The organism is Desulfobulbus rhabdoformis, assembly GCF_016919065.1.
In the GTDB taxonomy this organism is placed as follows: domain Bacteria; phylum Desulfobacterota; class Desulfobulbia; order Desulfobulbales; family Desulfobulbaceae; genus Desulfobulbus; species Desulfobulbus rhabdoformis.
This window is the reverse complement of record NZ_JAFFQA010000017.1, coordinates 41,464-61,909: the sequence shown is the minus strand read 5'-3', so window position 1 is coordinate 61,909 and position 20,446 is coordinate 41,464. Positions and strand designations below refer to the sequence as shown.

Annotated in this window: 20 protein-coding genes and 2 tRNA genes; 20 read left to right on the top strand and 2 right to left on the bottom strand. The window is 50.3% G+C overall.

Annotated elements, in window-relative coordinates; all coding sequences use genetic code 11:
* Positions 1-139 precede the first annotated feature (139 nt).
* From JWJ90_RS10780 to JWJ90_RS10730, 12 genes are all read left to right on the top strand, one after another.
* Positions 140-385, top strand: coding sequence for a hypothetical protein (locus JWJ90_RS10780; RefSeq protein ID WP_205227228.1), 246 nt, complete (start codon positions 140-142; stop codon positions 383-385).
* An 8-nt stretch (positions 386-393) separates the two neighbouring features.
* Positions 394-528: a hypothetical protein gene (locus tag JWJ90_RS23575; RefSeq protein WP_275889103.1), complete on the top strand. Its 135-nt coding sequence runs from the start codon at positions 394-396 to the stop codon at positions 526-528.
* Complete coding sequence (locus tag JWJ90_RS10775) at positions 525-2,594, top strand: bifunctional DNA primase/polymerase (protein WP_205227227.1); 2,070 nt, start codon at positions 525-527, stop codon at positions 2,592-2,594. Before JWJ90_RS23575 ends, JWJ90_RS10775 begins: the two co-directional genes overlap by 4 nt.
* Positions 2,591-2,764, top strand: coding sequence for a hypothetical protein (locus JWJ90_RS10770; protein ID WP_205227226.1), 174 nt, complete (start codon positions 2,591-2,593; stop codon positions 2,762-2,764). The genes JWJ90_RS10775 and JWJ90_RS10770 overlap by 4 nt, the downstream gene beginning before the upstream one ends.
* A 187-nt stretch (positions 2,765-2,951) precedes the next feature.
* Positions 2,952-3,671: a hypothetical protein gene (locus tag JWJ90_RS10765; protein WP_205227225.1), complete on the top strand. Its 720-nt coding sequence runs from the start codon at positions 2,952-2,954 to the stop codon at positions 3,669-3,671.
* A gap of 62 nt (positions 3,672-3,733) precedes the next feature.
* Positions 3,734-4,030 (top strand): hypothetical protein, encoded by a 297-nt coding sequence (locus JWJ90_RS10760; protein WP_205227224.1) that lies wholly within the window; start codon positions 3,734-3,736, stop codon positions 4,028-4,030.
* Positions 4,027-4,269, top strand: a complete 243-nt coding sequence (locus tag JWJ90_RS10755; protein ID WP_205227223.1) for a hypothetical protein — start codon at positions 4,027-4,029, stop codon at positions 4,267-4,269. The genes JWJ90_RS10760 and JWJ90_RS10755 overlap by 4 nt, the downstream gene beginning before the upstream one ends.
* Complete coding sequence (locus JWJ90_RS10750; protein ID WP_205227222.1) at positions 4,266-4,478, top strand: hypothetical protein; 213 nt, start codon at positions 4,266-4,268, stop codon at positions 4,476-4,478. Before JWJ90_RS10755 ends, JWJ90_RS10750 begins: the two co-directional genes overlap by 4 nt.
* Positions 4,479-4,535: 57 nt before the next feature.
* Positions 4,536-4,934, top strand: a complete 399-nt coding sequence (locus JWJ90_RS10745) for a hypothetical protein (RefSeq protein WP_205227221.1) — start codon at positions 4,536-4,538, stop codon at positions 4,932-4,934.
* Positions 4,927-6,300 carry a phage terminase large subunit gene (locus tag JWJ90_RS10740; protein WP_205227220.1) on the top strand — a complete coding sequence of 458 codons (1,374 nt, stop codon included), beginning with the start codon at positions 4,927-4,929 and terminating at the stop codon, positions 6,298-6,300. Before JWJ90_RS10745 ends, JWJ90_RS10740 begins: the two co-directional genes overlap by 8 nt.
* 36 nt (positions 6,301-6,336) lie before the next feature.
* Positions 6,337-7,011 carry a hypothetical protein gene (locus tag JWJ90_RS10735; protein ID WP_205227219.1) on the top strand — a complete coding sequence of 225 codons (675 nt, stop codon included), beginning with the start codon at positions 6,337-6,339 and terminating at the stop codon, positions 7,009-7,011.
* A gap of 302 nt (positions 7,012-7,313) precedes the next feature.
* Positions 7,314-8,726, top strand: coding sequence for a KAP family P-loop NTPase fold protein (locus JWJ90_RS10730; protein WP_205227218.1), 1,413 nt, complete (start codon positions 7,314-7,316; stop codon positions 8,724-8,726).
* A 177-nt stretch (positions 8,727-8,903) separates the two neighbouring features.
* Here the strand turns inward: JWJ90_RS10730 and JWJ90_RS10725 are convergent.
* Positions 8,904-8,979 (bottom strand) — tRNA-Lys (locus tag JWJ90_RS10725).
* Positions 8,980-9,317: 338 nt separating this feature from the next.
* Here JWJ90_RS10725 and JWJ90_RS10720 point away from each other — a divergent pair.
* From JWJ90_RS10720 to JWJ90_RS10685, 8 genes are all read left to right on the top strand, one after another.
* On the top strand, positions 9,318-10,217 hold the full coding sequence (locus JWJ90_RS10720; RefSeq protein ID WP_205227217.1) for a hemolysin family protein: 900 nt from the start codon (positions 9,318-9,320) through the stop codon (positions 10,215-10,217).
* Positions 10,192-11,787: an apolipoprotein N-acyltransferase gene (lnt, locus tag JWJ90_RS10715; RefSeq protein WP_205227216.1), complete on the top strand. Its 1,596-nt coding sequence runs from the start codon at positions 10,192-10,194 to the stop codon at positions 11,785-11,787. Before JWJ90_RS10720 ends, lnt begins: the two co-directional genes overlap by 26 nt.
* Positions 11,788-12,019: 232 nt before the next feature.
* Positions 12,020-13,130, top strand: a protein-coding gene (gene prfB / locus JWJ90_RS10710) for a peptide chain release factor 2 (protein WP_240194881.1) whose coding sequence is annotated in 2 segments (ribosomal slippage) — positions 12,020-12,103 and positions 12,105-13,130 — 1,110 coding nt in all. Because the reading frame shifts where the segments join, the coding sequence is not laid out codon by codon here.
* Positions 13,131-13,151: 21 nt separating this feature from the next.
* The gene (locus JWJ90_RS10705) at positions 13,152-14,225 is read left to right on the top strand and encodes a deoxyguanosinetriphosphate triphosphohydrolase (protein ID WP_205227259.1); all 1,074 of its coding nucleotides are present in this window, start codon (positions 13,152-13,154) and stop codon (positions 14,223-14,225) included.
* Between the two features lie 192 nt (positions 14,226-14,417).
* Positions 14,418-17,105: a valine--tRNA ligase gene (locus tag JWJ90_RS10700; protein WP_205227215.1), complete on the top strand. Its 2,688-nt coding sequence runs from the start codon at positions 14,418-14,420 to the stop codon at positions 17,103-17,105.
* Between the two features lies 1 nt (position 17,106).
* Complete coding sequence (nadC, locus tag JWJ90_RS10695; RefSeq protein ID WP_205227214.1) at positions 17,107-17,943, top strand: carboxylating nicotinate-nucleotide diphosphorylase; 837 nt, start codon at positions 17,107-17,109, stop codon at positions 17,941-17,943.
* A 287-nt stretch (positions 17,944-18,230) separates the two neighbouring features.
* On the top strand, positions 18,231-18,857 hold the full coding sequence (gene thpR / locus JWJ90_RS10690) for an RNA 2',3'-cyclic phosphodiesterase (protein ID WP_338032319.1): 627 nt from the start codon (positions 18,231-18,233) through the stop codon (positions 18,855-18,857).
* Positions 18,858-19,504: 647 nt separating this feature from the next.
* Positions 19,505-20,146 (top strand): PEP-CTERM sorting domain-containing protein, encoded by a 642-nt coding sequence (locus JWJ90_RS10685; RefSeq protein ID WP_205227213.1) that lies wholly within the window; start codon positions 19,505-19,507, stop codon positions 20,144-20,146.
* A 171-nt stretch (positions 20,147-20,317) separates the two neighbouring features.
* Here JWJ90_RS10685 and JWJ90_RS10680 read toward each other — a convergent pair.
* Positions 20,318-20,392 (bottom strand) — tRNA-Cys (locus tag JWJ90_RS10680).
* Between the last annotated feature and the right edge of the window lie 54 nt (positions 20,393-20,446).

The window sequence follows — 20,446 nt, the reverse complement described above, 5'->3', positions numbered from 1 at the left end:
AGCGGGTAAGGCCCGCAAAAGGTAGTCAGAAGGTTAGGCCCCAAGGGGGCAAAGGTAAGGCGGGCAAGGCTCGCACCAAAACAACGGATGTAAGGCATCCGTAGGAGACAAAAAATGATGGTCCACAGGATAACGAAATATGACAGCAGGAAAGATAACCGTATCAGACAGAAACGCTTTAGCGTTCTACCTCGCAAACGGCCAAAAGTGCCAATTCGTCAATAACCGTGGCCGCGTAGAAGGTGTTTTCCAGAACACCCCGGCTTTTGAAAGAGTTCAAGCTGACTATGTACTCAACGCTCCCGTAAAGGTGCAAAGCTTCATTGCAGCCTCGAGGATGGTATCGGAGATGATTCTCCGCAACCGGATGGAGGCAAGCAAATGAAGAGGATTATGTCAACGATTGAAAATCAAATGTTCCGCGTACTCATTACCCGCTTCATAGGTCGCCAGATGGAAGCCGAGACCCCGGCAGCGTCCCAACTGGTTGACTGCGCCACCACCATACTCGATGAGGTGCGGAAATGATGGCTATCAGCGAGTTTGCCTTAGCGGCCATTGAAAACAATTTATCTGCAATCCCGATAAAAGCCGGGACCAAAAAACCAGCCATTAGCAAGTGGCAGCCATTCCAGAAACGGACCATGAACCCTGGGGAGATCAGAAAGCACTTCGTCAATGGGTGCCAGGTCGCACTGGTTGCCGGTTCTGTCTCTGGAAATCTTGAATGTCTTGATTTTGATAATCCGGAACTTTTTCAACCCTATCTCGATACCCTGGAAGGTGTTGACAACGATCTGCACCGGAAACTTACCGTCTGGCAGCATACGCCAAGCGGCGGCTACCATATCCTTATCCGTTGCACTGAACAGCCCCAAGGCAACCTTAAATTGGCTATGTCAAAGCCATACAAGGACGACCAGGGGAATCGGCGGCAAGATGTTTTTATCGAGACACGCGGCCAAGGTGGGTACTTCCTGGTAGCCCCAAGCAATGGCTACAGACTTCACGGCAAGCTCTCAGAGATCCCCGTTGTAACCACGGATGAGGTTGACCTACTCCACAGTATAGCTCGCAGTTTCACCGAAGACGTTCAGCAGCAATCCCAAACGCCCCATAGAACTAACTCCACCACCAGCGACAGACCAGGGGATAGATTCAACCAAGAAAACGATTGGCACCACCTTCTTGAAAGCGAGGGATGGCGATACATCAAAACAGTTGGGGATCGTGAACATTGGCAACGTCCTGGGAAAAATGGGGCTGAAATATCAGCAACGCTTCATCCTGAACGTGGCTTGTTCGTCTTCAGCACTTCAACACCCCTCCCCGACCGTAAACCTCTGGATAAATTCGGTTTTTATGCATACAGCCGATTCAATGGCGATCTTTCGTCAGCGGCTAAGTCACTGAATATTCATGATTCAGAAATTTCAGAATATTCAGAAAAGTCAGAACAAACCAGAACATTCAGAATTGATAAGAACAGTTCAGACGGGTGTCAGACAGTTTTCAGCAATTATTCAGACAAGTCAGCAAAGCCGAGAGAGTTGTCGAAAGATGTACTTTTCTTCATTGAATCTGAACCCGCGCCATTTACAAATAATGACCTATATTCAGAGCTTTGCGCGAGGACCAGAGAGGAAAAGAAATCCATCGCCAATGCTTTAGCTTACTACGCAAAAACAGGTAAAATCAATAAGATAGATGGTAAACGTGGCCATTGGGAGGTAGTGGAGGCCGAGCCAGAGGTAATGGATTTGCTTTCTGTTAGCGCAGAACCTTTTAACATACCGTTACCATTGAATATTTCAGAATATGCAAAGGTCCATCCTGGAAGCGTGATTCTCGTTTCTGGTTCTTCCAATGCGGGAAAAACAGTTTTTCTTCTGAGCATAATTCTGAATTTTTTGCGTCTACACACATACCCACACACACCTCAATATCTTTCTAACGAAAGAATAGATATTGCCCCCAAGGAAGATATTCCGGCCATGACCTACCTCAATTCTGAAATGAGTGCCGGGGAGTTGGCAAATCGGATCAAGAGCTTTGGGGCTGATCCTTCTACTTGGGTGCGCCATGTGAAGTTTATCGAGCGCAGCCACAGTTTCGATAAGCTGGTCCTTCCTGACGGCTTAACCTTTGTCGACTTCTTGGAGGTCAACGAAGACTTTTTCATGGCTGGAAAATTCATTGCCGACATACACCGTCGATTGAAAAGCGGGGTTGCTGTGGTCGCCATGCAGAAGAAACAGGGACAGCGCTACGCCAAGGGCGGGGAAATGACCATAGAGAAACCTCGATTGGCTATCAACCTGGACCGGAATGAACCCCACGGGTTCATCTGCAAAATAATCAAATGCAAGGAGCCTGTAGACTTCATGCACTCAATTCAGGACATGGAACGAGACTTCGTTATCAGCGGTTCCTCTGAAATCCTACCCATCAGCGATTGGCGATTCGTCAACGAGCAACAACGAAGACAGATAAACGCCGAATACACGAAAAACGGCATCCCCAACTTGGTGAAAAAAGCCTGTCTCGATTATCGCACCGGCCAACCTATCGGCAGCAACAAGGCAGCAGCATGAACCGAATCGAATTAGACGAGCGCCTGGAAGCCCTCATCAAATACCTGAAGCGCCAGGGTGGGCAAACCGTTGTCACAACCGGCATAAGATGGCCGCACCTTAAAATTAACGACATGGTGGAAGCCGTTCAGACTGCTCGAAAGCGAATCATGAAGGAGGCCGAGAAATGAGAATCGTTCGACAGTGGGCAGACTGGCGGCTGGAATTGCCCGTGAAGAGCTATTGAAGGCTGGGGAGCCTATGCCGAGTGACGAAATGTTGCTCTCCATGGTCGCCCGTCTTGATTGGAAAAATTAACAACCAGGCCGACACCGGCCACCATAACCATCGGCCTAAGAAGGCCAAGGAGTACCCAATATGGCAGCAAGATTTGAAGTATTCGATCACTCAGAACTCGAGGCAGGAATCGGCGAACGACAGGATCCTCTTGAGCAACCAAAAATCTTAATCACCAAGGCGGCGGTTAGCACCCTTTTGAAAGACGCTGAGAGTGCGCTTGCCACCATCGGCGCCATTCAAGAAGGTTTACAAAACAAGATTGCCGGTATCGACAGTCAGCTCAAAACCAACATCATCCTTGAACGCACGCAAGCCTTACGCCGTGAATCTCAGGCTCTTCTCGATGACAATCTCAAGATTATTCGCGATACAGCGCTGGAGGCAAATAAACAGAAAAAATTCTGGAGTAAGCGATCGGTTCGCGTCCGCGCCAACTTTGACGATGATCCGGTGAAGGATGCCACTATTCGGCTGACCTGGATTCGGCGCCTTGAAAAACTCAATTCCGCCCATATGGAAGAAGTCGCGAGTATGGCCTTGCAGTTAAACTCCCTCGCCCTGGCGCACTGCGTAGAGGCTGAACTTGAGGCTCGATATAACGAAAACAACCCCGGAAATCGCGGGGACCGGCAAACGGTAAAGCGCCTCTTGGATGCTATCCCCGATGCTTCCACCGAAGTTTTGGGAATGATCGCCGAGATCAACCGTATTGCTGATCTTGCCCCGGCTGTAGCGAGGGGAAATGTTAACGGGTTCGCCAAAATAAAATCAGGTCTGCGGCAACGGATCCAACAATAATCAAAACCACCTTGCCGGGTGGAGAGATCCTGCCCGGCTCAATTCAGATCAGGAGCAGGACGATGGGAATAAAGATTAATCCTAAGAAGACCCACACCATGGATGACCTGACCGTAATTCTGAAGCGAGAAAGGAATTCTACCATTGGCGAGATTGACGACAACACCTTTTCAGCCCGGTGCGTTCTGCACTTCGTCAACTCTGTGTTCCGTGAGCTGGCCGGAAACATGTCACATGATAGCGCTGAGGCCTATTTCCACCCGAAGGAGATCAACGGCCTATTTCTCACCATGGATCAGGCAATGAAGGACCTAGAAGCCGGCCTTGCCCTCGAGGACAAGAAGGAGGTAGAGGCATGAGTTGCATAGCTGATATGTCCCCAAAAGAGAAGTTTGCCGTTTCCTCGGTTGGCGATGATCTGTTCCCGGCCCGGTGCAAACTCAAATTGGTGGAGGCAATCTTGTGCAAAGCGGCGGAAAGCAACAGTACCGATCAAGGATATTCTTATCTCAACCAGCATGAATCCCACGGCCTTTTTCTCGTTATGAATGAAGCCGTGGAAGAGATTGAAAACGCCTTTAAGGAGGTGGGAGCATGAGTGCATCAAATCCAGCCTTTGACCTGAACGAGCAGCAGGTATTCCTGAGCAAACTGAAGATGATAACCTATTTCTTGTGGGGAGTGGGGGAGCTTGCCGAGGGAATCACCCTTGACGGCCCGGCTTTTGAAGCCATGGGGAATGTTGCTCAGGATATGAAAAAGCAGTTTGCGGCATTCGTGAAGGCCAACGAAGCCCTTGAGGGGTGAGACGAGGCCCCAGCCACCAACAAAAAACGGCCCGTCAAGGCCAAGGAGTAAATAAACATGGCAATGGGCCGACCCAAAATAATGCCTCCGGAAAACGCTGTTGAAATCATCGAGAAGACTGCAAGCCACGGGTGCAGCGAGAAAACCATAGCCCGTGCCCTGGGCGTCTCTTTCGATACATGGATGCGATTCAGAGAAGACCACCCAGAACTCAAGGAAGCATACGACCAGGCCCGGGCCGTTGAGCATGACGCACTGGTAGGGGTTTTGTTCGAGAAAGCTATGAAGGGAGACGCCACGGCGGCAATGTTTCTTTTGAAGTGCCGGCACAATTACCGAGACGGCGGCGTCACCATCGAAGACAACCGGCGCGTACAGATGGCTGTTGTTCTCCCCACCTCGTTGAATGCGGATCAGTATAAGCAACTGATTGAAGGAGTCACCGACGATGAATGAAATGAAGTTCAGCGATTTCCAAACCAAAGTCCTCTGCATTCCGGAACAGTATGACATTTTCCTTGGGGGCGGTCGCGGTGGGGCGAAATCGTATTGCATGACGCTTGCTGCATTGAAACACGCCGAGCAGTACCGGGAGAAAGCAAGAATCCTGTATATTCGGCAAACCTACAAAGGGCTCTCTGATTTTGAGAACCTGACTAGGGAGGTGTTCGGTAGTGTCTATGGTCAAGCGGCAAGATACAACGGCTCAGAGCATGTATGGCGGTTCCCGAATGGCGCCTATATGGAGTTGGGGCAGCTCGAGACACCGAGCGACTACCAGAAGTATCAAGGCCGGTCTTTCACCCTGCTTTTGGTGGATGAGGCCGGGCATTATGCAGATCCTTCTCTACTTGACCGTTTACGTTCAAACCTGCGCGGCCCGAAGGATATGCCCATTCGTCAAATCATGGCAGCAAACCCCGGCGACCCCGGCCACCATTGGCTTGCTCAGAGGTATGTATTCAAAAACGCCCCATGGATGCCCTTTGATGAGGAAAAATCAAAAAGACAATGGGTGTACGCTCCCAGCACTTTCCTTGATAACCCTTTCATCGACGTTGAAGAGTATCACAGCCAATTGGAGGCGAGCTGTCCGACTGACCCGGAACTTCTCAGGGCATGGCTTGAGGGAGATTGGGCGATTGCCCGTGGCGCCTTTTTCAGCTCTGTAATAGAGGAGAAAAGAAACGCGGTCGATCCCTGGGAGGAAAAACCCGCCAACAGTTACCGGGATCGGTGGGAATATTTTCTTGCCCATGACTTTGGTTCAAGTGCCCCCTCTGTAACCTTCTTGGTTGCCAAAAGTCCGGGGATAGAGGGACTAGACGGAAAATATTACTCCAAGGACTCTCTTGTCCTGATTGATGAGGTCGCTACCAATGAGCCAGGTAGCCTTTCAAAGGGGATGGGGTACACAGTGCCGGTACTTGCCGAGGAAATACGCCAAATGGCCGATAGGTGGAAGATTAGGCCCGAAGGCGTAGCTGATGACGCATGTTTCAGTAATCAAGGCCACGGGGCTGGAAGCATTGCGGATGAGTTCAGGAAAACAGGTGTCTATTTCATTCCTGCCAGGAAAGGAGACCGGCGCACCGGCTGGGAGATCATGCGGCGTATGTTGCAGGACGCGGGGAAACCGGACAAGCCAGGACTCTATATTGCCCGGAACTGTGAATACTTTTGGCAAACGGTTCCTTACCTGGGGCGAGATCCACGAAAAGCTGAAGACGTTGACACCAAAGGCCCGGACCATGCTGCCGACGCTTGCCGTTATGGGTGCATGTTCCAGAAACATACCGCAAGAACTGGAAACGCCTGGTGATGCGAGAACCAACAACACGAAAATAGGAGTTTCACCTTGGCACAAATTCAAAGAAGTCTGTTCGACCTGCTACTCAAACGCCAGATCAATGTCAGCCGATACGGAGAGCGAAAGGTTCACGATATTATCAAACTGTTGAACCAGGCCGATAAAGAGATCCTGGCAAAAATCGCGGATCGTGGAGAGGTAAAATCATTCACTGGCGCACGGCTTAAAAGGTTCCTGAAAGAGATCAGGGAAATGATTGATGCAGCATACAAAGAAATCGGCGAAACGCTTCATACTGAAATGGTTCCCTTCTCAGAGCATTCAGCCGACTTTGCCAGTTCTACTTTATCATCACAGTTGCCGGTCAAGTGGTCGCCGGTCGCCATAAGTAAAGAGCAGCTTATTGCCGTGGTCGATGATACCCTAATTGCTATTGGGCCAGAAAAGCGGCTGTTGTTTGGCGAACTATTCCCCAGCCTTGCCAGGCACAAAGAAGAGGCCATACGCGGCGCAATTCGTCTTGGAATAGTTCAAGGGGAAACTGTTTCGGAAATGATAACCCGGCTTAGAGGGACACGCACCAGCCAATACAGGGATGGTGTTTTAGAGGCAGACAGGAGAAGCCTTGCGGGGATTGTCCGAACCGTGGTCCAGGCCGTGAACAATAACGCAGTCCATGAGGTGTACAAGAAAAAAGCGGATGTTCTCGACGGCTGGGTATGATGCAGCACCCTCGATTCGAGAACGTGCATTTCTTGCGGCGCATTCAGTGGGAAAGAAACTCAGGTGGAGCTCTTGGGACCAGCCAGAGCTAAACTGTTCAACTCTGGCAAGTTAACCTTGAGTAAGTTAGTTGATGCTTCAGGGCAGCTTTATACGCTTGAGGAGTTGAAAGCTCGTTTTTAGCCTGTCAGTTCTTAATGAAAAAAAGTAAATTTTACGGAAAGTAAATGCTATGCATGGTATTTGACGACATATTGAAATAAATTCTGTCTCTATTTGAAAATCTAACAAACAGGACTGTTATGAATTTAAAATTTCAACCAATAGAAATATACACTGATGACCCATTTGAAAATGACTTGTTAGATAGAGAAAACGAAGTTAAAAATCTTTCCGTTCTTTTGAAAAATCTTAACTCTCCAGCTGTTTTAGCAATAAACTCTCGTTGGGGGACGGGGAAAACAACATTCATAAAAATGTGGGAAAGCTATCTTAAGGGGATAGGTGCACAATCATTATATTTTAATGCTTGGGAAACAGATTTTTCAGAGGAACCTCTGGTGTCATTTTTAGGGGAAATGAATGAAGGCCTTGAAAGCTTAATCGGTACATCTGAAAAGTCGAGAGATGCATGGAAAAAGACGAAGGATATTGGTAAAAAAATTGCAAAAAGGGCTATTCCTGTAGCTGTTAAGTTGACAACACAAGGAATAGTCGATCTTGACAAGAGTATAGAAGACGAGTTGGCGGAAACTACATCCTTAATAGCTGGAGATGCATTTGAAGATTATACAAAAGCGAAGAACTCTATAAAGGAGTTTCATAATTCATTGACAAAATTGATAAAAGAATCATCCGAGGGCAATCCAGTCATATTTTTTATTGACGAATTAGATAGGTGTCGGCCTACATATGCAATCAAACTACTTGAACGTATAAAACACCTATTCAATATTAACGGTTTAATATTCGTTTTAGCGATAGATAAAAAACAACTCGGCCATTCTATCAGTTCAATATATGGGGGCGGTATAGATTCAGCTGGATATTTGAGAAGATTTATCGACTTTGAATATGAAATAAAACAACCTGACAAAGAAACATACATTAGATCATTATTTTCTTCCTTGTCGATGGATGATTATTTTAAAAAAAGAGAAAAATATAGGGATCTTGTTAATGACAAAGGGCATCTGTTAAAAGCGTTTTCCCTGCTTTGTGAGTGTCACCAGTTTTCGTTAAGGGAAATAGAGCAAATGCTCGCAAGTATTAATCTTGCCTTAAGGTCAGCGGCAGAAAATGAATACATTCATCCAGCCCTTTTGGCATTCTTAGTTGTAACAAAAAATGTCGATCCAGAGGAATATCAAAGATATATTTCTAACTCTGAAAAAGAAACTGAAACCATAAATTATCTCTACAGCATCATTCCTGAAAAAAGACGTTTAGAAGATTTTGAATGTGCACGCATTGAAGGCTTTCTTATTGCTGCAAAGTATGGGCGATATAGTGAAGGAGCAAATGAAAGCTTAGTTCGGCATAAAGAAATCACCGAAAACGAAGAGCTTTCGAGAAAAATGCGTGAATATTCGAGAAGGGTTCTACTTGTAGCTTCCGACCCGGTGGGGATGGGGCGGACAATTGATCTTGAATGTCTTGTTGCAAGAATTGAAATGCTCAGTCAGTTTAAATTTTCCGATGAGAAAGAGGGGTGAAACCAGTTGCCGGTTTATTCTTTCCCAAATTCCTGACCACTTAAAAAAAGACCTCCCTTGACCTTAACCGGCAGGGGATTTTTTTGTTGAGAAGTAAATAGGCGGGACAGGGGCGGGACAATGCATTTGAAAATGAAAAAGCACTTAACCCGAAACGAGCTAAGTGCTTGATATAAATGGTGGGCCGTTAGGGATTCGAACCCCAGACCAATTGATTAAGAGTCAACTGCTCTACCAGCTGAGCTAACGGCCCAAAAGCGAAAATGCATATGAGATTGAAGCCGAGACGGCAACATAAACGCTTCTTTTATCATGTCTTCAGGTTGGCGTCAAGAAAAAGTCTTGTGAAATATGATCTGCGCTTTCTCGCACCAGTCACAGAATGAAATGCGGAGAAAAATAGCCTGAGTGGAGGGTGGAATAGTCCTTGACTTTGGCCGTTATGAGCCTAATTTCAGACTAATCTTTTTTGAGGGTGTATAAAATAATATATTCCTGTAAATAAGAATATGATCGTCAATGTCCTCGATACTACGAGGATGGCGATGCATGCAGTTCCCTCTTGTTCACGTAAGGAGATGTGTACAGTACATGGAAAAAGTTGATCCCTCGTCGACAGGATTGGTCCCGTCAGATGAGGAGCCCCCTGGTAAGACGTTTTTTCACAAATTTAAATCTGCTTTAGGTTTTCGTGGCGGCCCTGATACCACAGAGGCACTTGAGCTCGAAATTCAGGAACTCCTGGAAGAGGGCGAAGAACAGGGCTTGATCTCTGTTCACGAAGAGCAGTTAATCAATTCCATATTTGATTTTCGGGAGACCATCGCTTCTGAAATCATGACTCCGTCGGCGGAGATGGTTTGCGCCGATCTGCATTCCTCGATTCCTGAGCTTGTCCGTTTGATCAGCGAGGAAGGCTATACCCGTATTCCCATCTATGAAGAAACCTTTGATCAAATCGTTGGTATTCTCCATGCCAAGGATCTCTTGCGCATTTGTGTGCAGGATTCTGAAACCGAGATTGATCTGAAGCAGGCGCTGAATCCTGCTGTCTTTATTCCCGAATCCAAGCCCATTACCGAGTTGTTGCGTGAGTTTCAGCTCAAGAAAATGCACATGGTCATCGTGGTTGATGAGTTTGGCAGTGTGCGCGGTCTGGTGACGCTGGAAGATGTTATTGAGGAAATCGTTGGCGAGATCGATGACGAACACGACGACGAGGCCAGTGAGCTGCGTATAGTCGATGAGCGTACGGTCATTGTTGATGCCAAGATCGATGTCGAAGAGGTTGAAAACCACTTTCAGGTGAGTCTGCCCGAGGGACCGTACGAGTCTGTGGGCGGGTTTATTATTCACCGCTTAGGAAAGGTGCCTGGCTCCGGTACCCTGGTGCAGGAAAGTGGCCTCTCGTTCAAGGTGCTCGGAGCCGATCCGCGCCGAATCAAGAGTATCCGCATTGTCCGCAATGATGAAACCGCGCCGCAATCCTGATTCTCTTCTTACCCTGATCCCCGCCAGTCTCGCCTCAGCCCTTCTGCTTGCCCTGGCTATGCCGGGCAAGATCGGGTGGTGGCCTCTGCTTTTTGTCGCCCTGGTGCCGCTTTTGTGGGTGGCGCTGTTTGCCCGGCCGGGGCGCAGTGCGCTTGCCGGTCTTGTTTTTGGCGTGTCTTACCATCTGGCGCTGATGTACTGGATTCTTATTGTCCTGGGGCGCTATGGTGGTTTACCCCTGTGGATATCTCTGCCTGCTCTCCTGCTACTCTCCTTGTACATGGCACTCTATCCTGCATTTTTTTGCTGGTTGCTATCCCGGGTGGCGGGGCGCTCCTGGCATCGGGAGCGATCCATAGCCCCCTTAGTCTGGGTGGCGCCGGTGATCTGGGTTGGGCTGGAATATATCAAGGGCGTCGCGTTCAGCGGTTTTCCCTGGATGGATCTGGGATATGGCCTCTTTTCTCAGCCTCAGCTGATTCAGGCGGCTGATATAGGGGGGCATCATCTCATCTCCTTTGTCCTGGTGTTATGCAACACCCTGCTGGTTGCTCTGATTGACCGGCAACGACGGACCGTGCGCTGGGGGGTAAACCTGGAGCGTCGGCTCTTGATCGCAGCCATGGCCTTCCTTGTTTTTGTCGGGGGCTACTCCACGGTGCGTTACCAGGTGGTGCGCACCATAGCCAATCGGTCTTTGCAGGCACAGGTAGCTGTGGTCCAGGGGAATATCGATCAGGCGCTGAAGTGGTCGCCCAGGCGAAAGGCCTCGACTGTCGACACCTATATCGATCGCTCCCGGCAGGCTACTGGAGAGAACAATACTGAGCTTGTCGTCTGGCCGGAAACCGCTTTGCCTTTTTACCCGCAGGATGATCCCCTGATGTTCAAGGTGGCCGATTTTGCCAGCCAAAACAACCTCTGGCTGCTTACAGGGGCCCCGCTTTACACGCTCAAGCCCGATACGGCTGGGGGGCCGCAAATACAGTATTACAATGGGGCGCTCCTGCTTGGTCCGGATGGGAAACTCCATGGCTCGCATGCCAAGCAACATCTGGTCCCCTTTGGTGAATATGTGCCTTTCAGGAAATATCTGCCTTTTCTTGAGCCACTGGTGGAGACCGCTGGGAACTTTACCGCCGGAACCGATAAAAAACCGTTGCAGCTCGGGGCGATGCATCTTGGCATTCTGATCTGCTACGAGTCCATCTTTCCAGAGATTGCCCATGCAAGCGTGCTGGCGGGTGCCAATCTCCTGGTTAATATCACCAACGATGCCTGGTATGGTCGCTCCAGCGCGCCCTATCAATCCCTGGCCATGGCTGTCTTTCGAGCGGTGGAAAATAAGCGCAGCCTGATCCGCTCTGCCAATACCGGAATCAGCGGTTTTATCGATCCTTTGGGGCGTGTGATCAATCAAACCGAAATTTTCAAAGAAGATGCCCGTGTGGCTCGAGTTCCCATGGTGGATATTGTCACGGTGTTTAATCGTCAGGGATTTCGCTTTGGCTCTGCCTGCGCTCTGGCTCTGGCCTTTTTAGTCGTCCTGCGCGGACGTCAAGAAAGGTAAGGGCGTTCCAACAACCAGCGAACGCATGGTTTTTCACCCGTTTCCTGCCTTTCTCTCTTGAGTCTTGGTGCGAATCTGTTTAGTATGAAACCCTTTTTTAGGCGAAGCTCCATCCACGCCAAGGATATTGCACCTCAGCCGCTAAACGGTTTGAGGTTGAACCAATACAGTGGACAACAGCGAGGCGCCACAGGCGTGCTCGTTTCTTTTTTGTTTTTTGTACGAGGTAACCATGGTGGATACAACTGATTCCACAGAAGCACGACAGATGCTCACGCGTCTCCGGGACAAAATGCTTGTCCTGAAGGAGCATCTTTGACTTAGATGGCAAGCGTGAACAGATAGAAATACTGGAAAGACAGACCCTGAGTCCCGATTTCTGGAACGATCAGGGAGAGGCCAAGAAGGTACAACGGCAGCTTGGACAGCTGCAGGACCTAGTTGGTGTCTGGGAGAAGAATTTCGGTGAGATCGAAGATGCCGAAATGCTTCTTGATATGGCCAAGGAAGAGGGCGACGAGGAAACCTGCCAAGAGGTGGTCTCCGGGTTGGATGACCTCAATAACCGGGTCGACCTGGTTGAGCTCGAGTGCATGTTCAGTGGGGAGCATGACACGAATAACGCCATCCTTACCATCCATGCCGGTGCTGGCGGAACCGAGGCTCAGGACTGGGTCAGTATCCTTACCCGGATGTACCTGCGCTGGGGGGAGCTTAAAGGCTTTTCCACCGATATCCTTGACCTCTTACCAGGTGACGAGGCTGGAACCAAAAGTGTGACGATCCTCCTGAAAGGCAAGTATGCCTACGGCTATCTCCGCTCGGAAGTTGGAATTCACCGGCTGGTGCGGATTTCGCCCTTTGATGCCAGTGGGCGTCGGCATACCTCTTTTGCCTCGGTCATGGTCATGCCGGAGCTGGATGACGATGTGGATGTGGAAATCAATGATAAGGATATCCGCATCGATACCTACCGTGCCAGCGGCGCGGGTGGGCAGCACGTCAACAAGACCGACTCGGCCATCCGTATCACCCATTTTCCCACCGGGATCGTGGTGCAGTGTCAGAATGAGCGCAGTCAGCATCGCAATAAAGATATGGCCATGAAGATGCTCGTGGCTCAGCTTTATGAACGGGAGCAGGAAGAAAAACTCAAGAGTCAGGAAAATCTCCAGGGGGATAAAAAAGAAATCGCCTGGGGCAGCCAGATTCGCTCCTATGTGCTTCAGCCCTATCGCCTGATCAAAGACCATCGCACCAACACGGAAGAGGGGAATGTGGATGCGGTGCTTGATGGTCGCCTGGATCCGTTTATCAAGGCCTATCTGCTCTGGCAGCCCTGATAGGTTGTAGGTGGTGTAATGATGGAGACAATCAGGGAGCAGCTCGAGGAACAGGAACGCAAAACCCTCTCGCCCCATGCTTGTCTCAGCAGTCGTTCAAGAGGGCGGCTGTTCGGTGAGCAGGATCCCTGCTGTTTGCGCACGGTGTTTCAGCGGGATCGTGACCGTATCATCCACTCCAAGACCTTTCGCCGGCTTAAGCATAAGACCCAGGTTTTTCTTGCACCGGCCGGGGACCATTACCGTACCCGTCTGACCCATGTGCTGGAGGTCTCGCAGATCGCCCGAACCATGGCGGCCTGCCTGCGGCTGAACGAATACCTTACCGAGGCCATTGCTCTGGGCCATGATCTGGGGCATACCCCCTTTGGTCATGCGGGTGAATACAGTCTGAATCTGCTGCATCCCAAGGGGTTTAAGCATTATCGCCAGAGTCTGCGTATTGTTGATTTTCTTGAGCATGACGGTCAGGGGCTCAATCTGAGCTGGGAAGTGCGCAACGGCATTCTCAAGCATTCCAAGGGCTACGGTGAGATCCTCCCGGATGATACCACCGAGCTGGCAGCTACCCTGGAGGGGCAGTTGGTGCGGGTGGCAGACATTATGGCCTATGTCAACCACGACATGGACGATGCCCTGCGTGCCGACATGCTGGAAAGCACGGATTTGCCCGAGCACCTGCGAGCTGTTTTGGGCGATCGCGCTTCCCAGCGGATCAACAGTATGGTTGTGGATCTGGTGAAAACGACCCTGGAACGGGATGATGGTCGTCTGCACCTCAGTGCGCAAATGAACGAGACCATCACCGAGTTGCGAGGCTTTTTGTATGATCATGTCTACCGCAACTGCCGAGTGCACCGAGAATTTGAAAAGGCTCAGCGTGTCATTCGTGATCTCTATGGTTTTTTCCTGGAGCATGAGTTTCCTGAAAAAGGGATCACGACCTGTTGCCTTTGCCGGGAACCCTCCCAGTCGGTGGAAGAGGAGCAGAAGCGGCACCGCCAGGTCTGTGATTTTATCGCCGGAATGACGGATCGTTATGCTATGGCATTGTATTCACAGATATTTATGCCGAAGCCATGGAGTATGCTCTAACCTTGTATACTGTGAACATTCATCAGCACGCCATTTTCATTACCTGGAACAAACCGATACAGGGTACTGTAATCGGCCTGTCCCAGGCAATGAAACTGACGCACTGCTGAACGCTCATGGGCTGGATAACATTATTCTTTTTTTTTAAACAATTACAATTTCTCCGCTTGAAGCGGCACTTGAACAATCCCTATGAACGAGACTGAGAGCAAACGTCCTGAGAAATACGATCTGCCCAAGGCCTATGAGTTTAATGAGGTCGAGCAGCGTTGGTATACCCACTGGCTGGAAGAAAAAACCTTCAGTGCCCAAATGGAAGAGGGCAAGGATTCCTTTTCCATCGTGATTCCGCCGCCCAATGTCACCGGTGTGCTCCATATCGGTCATGCCCTGAATAACACCCTGCAGGATCTGCTGGTTCGCTATCACCGCATGAAGGGGGATAACACCCTCTGGGTGCCCGGAACCGACCATGCGGGTATCGCCACCCAGAACGTGGTCGAGCGCCAGCTGGCCTCCGAGAAGCTCACCCGGCATGACCTCGGTCGCGAGAAGTTCATCGAGCGTGTCTGGAGTTGGCGGGAAGAGAAGGGCGGCACCATCATCAATCAGCTTAAACGCATGGGAGCCTCCTGCGATTGGGACCGTGAGCGGTTCACCATGGACGAGGGGCTGTCCAAGGCGGTGCGTGAGGTCTTTGTTCGTCTTTATAAAGAGGGGCTCATCTATAAAGGCGACTATATCGTCAACTGGTGTCCGCGTTGTCATACCGCTCTGGCCGATGACGAGGTCGAGCATGATCCCACCGACGGCAAGCTCTATCACATTCGCTATCCCTACGCCGATGGTTCCGGCTATGTGGTGGTGGCCACCACCCGTCCTGAGACCATGCTTGGCGATACCGCGGTTGCGGTTCATCCCGAGGACGAGCGCTACCAGCATTTGAAGGAAATCGGTATCAACCTACCCCTGACAGAGCGCACCATCCCCGTGGTTTTTGATCACCATGTTCAGCGCGAGTTCGGTACCGGTGCCCTTAAGGTCACCCCGGCACATGATCGTGACGACTATGAGATCGGTCTGCGCCATGACCTGCCACGGCTCAAGGTTATGGATGATAAGGGTGTGATGAACGCGGAGGCAGGCAAGTACGCTGGCCTGGATCGATTTGTCTGCCGTAAACAGATCGTCAAAGACCTGGAAGAGCAGGGCTTTCTCGATAAAATCGAGGACTACCAGCACGCGGTGGGTAAATGTTACCGCTGTGCCACCGTGGTCGAGCCCACCACCTCCAAGCAGTGGTTTGTTTCTGTGCGTCCGCTGGCCGATAAGGCCGTGGCCGCTGTTCAGGAAGGGCGGGTCAATCTCTACCCCAACACCTGGTACCGCACCTTTTATTCCTGGATGGAGAATATTCGCGACTGGTGTATCTCCCGCCAGATCTGGTGGGGCCATCGAATCCCCGCCTGGACCTGTGCAAGCTGCGGCGAGGTGATTGTCGAGGTGGACGATCCCGCCACCTGTCCCAAGTGTGGGGCCTCTGAACTCACCCAGGAAACCGATGTGCTCGATACCTGGTTCAGTTCAGCGCTCTGGCCCTTTTCGACTCTGGGGTGGCCGGACCAAACTAAGGAACTGGCGACCTTCTACCCCACCTCGGTGCTGATCACCAGTTTTGACATTCTCTTCTTCTGGGTCGCGCGCATGATGATGATGGGCCTCCATTTCATGGATGAGGTTCCCTTTCATGATGTCTATCTCCACGCGCTGGTGCGGGATAAGCACGGTAAAAAGATGTCCAAATCGACCGGCAACGTCATCGATCCGCTGGTGATGATAGAGCAGTACGGTACCGATGCCTTCCGCTTCACCTTGACCGCCTTTGCTGCACAGGGACGTGAGATCCGCATGGATGAGGAGCGGGTGGACGGCTATCGACGCTTTATCAACAAGCTGTGGAATGCGGCCCGTTTTGCCCAGATGCACCTTAAGGATGTTGAGCCCTCTATTGTTGAGCTGGCCAAAGAGCCTGCTAAGCTGGGGCTCGCCCACCGTTGGATTTTGAGCCGCATCAACGCCACCATCAAGGATGTACGGGCGGCACTCGATGGCTACAACTTCAATGAGGTCGCCTCCGCCTCCTATCAGTTTGTCTGGCACGAGTTCTGTGACTGGTATCTGGAGTGGATCAAGGCGGATCTCTTCAGTGATGATGCCACGGCCCGCGATCAGGCCAAGGCCGTGCTGCTGACCGTGCTTGAGCAGGTCCTGAAACTGATGCACCCGATCACCCCCTTTGTGACCGAAGAAATTTGGAGTCAGCTGCCGGGAACCCGTTCGACCATCATGCTGGAAGCCTTTCCCGAGGAGAATGCTGCCTGGAATGATGCAGAGGCTGAAGAGTCGATGAACCTGCTCATGGGCGTGATCTCCGGCCTGCGGACTATCCGTACCGAGGCGGAGGTGCATCCCAGTGCCAAGATCGAGGCTATGCTCATCTGCCCGGATCAGGCAAAGCGCAACCTGCTCACCGAGTTCGCCGGAGGGGTGCAGGCCATGGTTCGCGCGTCCAACTTTTCCATCGTTGCTGAAGGGACTGTACCCGATGATGCCGGACATGCCCTTGTGCAGGATGTAGAGCTGGTGGTGCCGCTCAAGGGGCTGATCGATGTGGAGGGTGAGCTTGAAAAGCTGGCCCGTGAGAAGGGCAAGCTGGATAAGGAGCTGGCCCGTATCGTTGGTAAGCTGGGGAACGAGAAGTTTATCAACAACGCTCCTGCCGAAGTCGTTGCCAAGGAGCGGGATAAAGAGGCTGAAATCCGTGCCCGCCTGGGGAAAAATGCAGAATCAACCGAACGTCTGAGCAAGCTGCGCTGCTGATATGGATACCTTTTTACTCGATACGCTGCTGCGTGGCTTTTTAAACGAAGACCTCGAGCACGGCGACATCACCACCGAGTCTATCTTTTCCAAAGAAGATCAGTCCGAGGCCTGCTTTGTGGCCCGCCATCCGATGACCGTGGTTGGTATGGGTACGGTGGCCACTCGCGTGTTTCAGCTTCTTGATGGCAATGTTGTCTGTGACAATGCCATTCCCGATGGTATGCGGGTGGAAAAGGGCGAGGTCATGCTTCATTTTCAGGGGGCAACCCGGACGCTGCTGCGTGGTGAACGGGTGGCGCTCAACCTGGTGCAGAGGCTCTGCGGCATTGCCACCCTGACCTCGGTCTTTGCCGATCAGGTCAAGCATACCAAGGCCAAAGTTGTGGATACCCGCAAAACTACCCCCGGATTGCGTATGCTGGAGAAATATGCGGTGCGATCCAGCGGTGGGCATAATCACCGGTATTCATTAAGTGACGGTGTGCTGATTAAAGATAATCACATAGCTGCTTGCGGTTCCATCACCGAGGCGGTTCGGCGGGTACGGCAACGGGTGCCGCATACCATCAATGTCGAGGTTGAGACCGATACCCTCACGCAGGTCGAAGAATGTCTGCTCTGCGGTGTGGGAGTGATCATGCTGGATAATATGGACCTGCCTACTATGCGCGAGGCGGTGCAGCTCATTGATGGTCGAGCTGTGGTCGAGGCTTCGGGTGGGGTGAATTTGGAGACAGTTCGTGGCATCGCGGAAACCGGGGTAGACATTATCTCCGTGGGCGCGTTGACCCATTCGGCCAAGGCCTGTGATATTGGCATGGATTGGCGGGGGTAAGGGGAGGCGTCCTTTACCATTCGAAGGTAACTCGTGATAGGCCACTCCTGTAACTGCCTAACATTTGAGGGCTGTAGGAGCGGGCCATGCCCGCGACCCTCTCTATGTGGGGAAGTGATGGTGATGGATATTGACATCTAACTCGGCCTCCTGCCGGAGGGGCCCCTCTTTTCTTTGTTTGCCCAAAGAAATGACACCGTGTGTGGGCTGCCACACCGCAAAAAAAAGTCCCTCTTCCTCCGGTTTCTTCAAACCCCATTGCCCGGCTTAGCACTTCGTGTACAAGGGTGGGCAGGGCTGTTTCTGCCCACCGTTTACGCATCCAGGTCGAAAACGATCAACTCGCTAACCTTCGTGATTTCCCTACCCCCATGAACAAGCGCCTCTTCATTGCCATCGATCCTCCCCAGGAAGTCTGCGAACAACTCGCCACCCTTTGCTGTGGGCTGCCCGAAGCACGTTGGACCCCTATAGAGCAATTCCATCTCACCCTCAGCTTCATCGGCGAGGTCGACGGCACCACCTTCCTTGATATCCGAGAGAGCCTGGCTGAGCTAGCCCAGCCTTCCTTTGATCTCCGATTCAAAGGTGTTGGTTTCTTCCCTCCTCGTGGTGCCCCCCGTGTTGTCTGGGCCGGCGTTGAAGCAAGCGAACCGCTGATGCAACTGCAGCGCAAAATCACCACCCACCTCCGCCAGCAGGGCATCGAGCTGGAAAAACGGAAATACTCCCCCCATATCACCCTTGCCCGTTTGCGTCAGACAGCGGAAAGCAAGATCGGCAAGTACCTCGCCCTCAACAACCTGTTCAGCTCCTCCCTCTTCCCTGTCAATCAGTTCACTCTCTACTCCAGCATCCTTGGCCGCAAAAGGGCCAGCCATATTTCAGAGCATGAGTATCCACTCACACTCTAAACTGTTCGTTTTGTGTGGCACTCCCTGTGGCTAATTCCGATAGTCGCTGAATTTTTGATAGAAAAAAACGAAAATATTCGGTTTTCTGGAAAAAGTTGCTGGCGTTGTCGGTGATTCTCCTTCAATGTGGTTTTTTGCTAAAGAGTAATATGCCGCATCATTCCCCAATGTACCATTGGTTTGCAAAGATTTCCGATTGGTTGCATTCCTGCTGCGAAGAGAAGGGAAAAATCTGAGGAGAAATAAAAAAAACAGAAATCCGGAAAATTAGGTTTTGAGCGGTTGGGGCTGCTTTTTCGAAGGAAACACTTATCCGGTAAAAAAACTTTTTAAAACATAGTGTTGTGTTTGGCATGACGATATTTTTTTTCTGAGCCTCAAAATTATTCTTTGCCCAAATTTCAGGAAACCGTTCTGGAAAAGGAATGAAAGGGAGGAATCCTTTTATGGTTTTGGATGAAAATGATGTGAGAGGGACAGGAGAACTGGAATTTTATGGTCGTTGATTTTTTGTTAACTAATTGAATTTATAGTAAGACGAACGTTATTAAATTCATAATTTTATATTGATAAACTTTATATGGAGAGTTTTTTGCATGGATCTGGTAAAAGATTGTGGTGTGTGAAAAAAACATAGGGAGGGGGGCATGAAAAGGCTAAGCTCTATTCTAATATTGGTTTCTGGGATTTTCATTTTAACGTCTACTGTACCTGCATATGCTGATTCTCAAGAGTTTTTATTTGGTTACAGCAATGTATTTGGGGCGTGGTCAGGTGATCCGGCGGAAGGGTATGGTTCGGTGACTATTACAGAATATAGTAATTATTTGAATGTATCCATTGCTGCCAATACGGATTATTTTGCTAATGTAAACAATATGGCCTGGGATAAGTTTTTATTCAATTTGTATGAAAATCTTAGCGTTACCACAAATGACATTGAACTCCTGAATGGTGCTGATGGAAACTGGACGATAGTCTACAATAAATCGGATGGTGGGTTTGGGGCCTTTGAATTTTTATACAAGGGGACTGCGATCAATGAAACTGTCAATCCGCTAGAATTTAATATCCTGATTACTGGGCTTACTATTGAAGATATAGCTGTAGAGAATGCTGATGGATGGACCTTTGTAGGGCACCTAAGGGACTTTGAGGCAATGGAGGGTGAAACGAGCACTTTTCTTGCGGTTGGAGAGTATAATCCTGTTCCCGAACCAGCCACAATGCTTCTCCTCGGCACCGGCATCGCAGGTCTAGCAGGAATCGCCCGGCGTAAAAGAAGCTGATTACCTGATTCCAGAAGCAAATACACAAAAGGCAGGCCCCAAGGGCCTGCCTTTTTTTATTCCCAATCCCACCTTACCTTGACCCCGAAGGAGCTATCAGGTAAACTTGTGGGCTTCACACAACAAAAAAGCGGTCACAAAGCATTGCTTTGTGACCGCTTACATGTTTGCTGGAGGCGACGAGCGGATTTGAACCGCTGAATAATGGTTTTGCAGACCACTGCCTTACCACTTGGCTACGTCGCCTTCGATGTGCGGCTTTATACCATAGATTTATTTTTTGACAAGGGGAAATCAAAC

Bases quoted from the DNA above. Each gene is read 5' to 3' on its own strand.
- JWJ90_RS10700 (WP_205227215.1), top strand. From the start codon at position 14,418: ATGAACGAGACTGAGAGCAAACGTCCTGAGAAATACGATCTGCCCAAG.
- nadC (WP_205227214.1), top strand. From the start codon at position 17,107: ATGGATACCTTTTTACTCGATACGCTGCTGCGTGGCTTTTTAAACGAA.
- JWJ90_RS10765 (WP_205227225.1), top strand. From the start codon at position 2,952: ATGGCAGCAAGATTTGAAGTATTCGATCACTCAGAACTCGAGGCAGGA.
- JWJ90_RS10780 (WP_205227228.1), top strand. From the start codon at position 140: ATGACAGCAGGAAAGATAACCGTATCAGACAGAAACGCTTTAGCGTTC.
- JWJ90_RS10760 (WP_205227224.1), top strand. From the start codon at position 3,734: ATGGGAATAAAGATTAATCCTAAGAAGACCCACACCATGGATGACCTG.
- JWJ90_RS10755 (WP_205227223.1), top strand. From the start codon at position 4,027: ATGAGTTGCATAGCTGATATGTCCCCAAAAGAGAAGTTTGCCGTTTCC.
- JWJ90_RS10770 (WP_205227226.1), top strand. From the start codon at position 2,591: ATGAACCGAATCGAATTAGACGAGCGCCTGGAAGCCCTCATCAAATAC.
- lnt (WP_205227216.1), top strand. From the start codon at position 10,192: ATGATGAAACCGCGCCGCAATCCTGATTCTCTTCTTACCCTGATCCCC.
- JWJ90_RS23575 (WP_275889103.1), top strand. From the start codon at position 394: ATGTCAACGATTGAAAATCAAATGTTCCGCGTACTCATTACCCGCTTC.
- JWJ90_RS10750 (WP_205227222.1), top strand. From the start codon at position 4,266: ATGAGTGCATCAAATCCAGCCTTTGACCTGAACGAGCAGCAGGTATTC.
- JWJ90_RS10745 (WP_205227221.1), top strand. From the start codon at position 4,536: ATGGCAATGGGCCGACCCAAAATAATGCCTCCGGAAAACGCTGTTGAA.
- JWJ90_RS10705 (WP_205227259.1), top strand. From the start codon at position 13,152: ATGGAGACAATCAGGGAGCAGCTCGAGGAACAGGAACGCAAAACCCTC.
- JWJ90_RS10740 (WP_205227220.1), top strand. From the start codon at position 4,927: ATGAATGAAATGAAGTTCAGCGATTTCCAAACCAAAGTCCTCTGCATT.
- JWJ90_RS10720 (WP_205227217.1), top strand. From the start codon at position 9,318: ATGGAAAAAGTTGATCCCTCGTCGACAGGATTGGTCCCGTCAGATGAG.
- JWJ90_RS10775 (WP_205227227.1), top strand. From the start codon at position 525: ATGATGGCTATCAGCGAGTTTGCCTTAGCGGCCATTGAAAACAATTTA.
- JWJ90_RS10685 (WP_205227213.1), top strand. From the start codon at position 19,505: ATGAAAAGGCTAAGCTCTATTCTAATATTGGTTTCTGGGATTTTCATT.
- JWJ90_RS10730 (WP_205227218.1), top strand. From the start codon at position 7,314: ATGAATTTAAAATTTCAACCAATAGAAATATACACTGATGACCCATTT.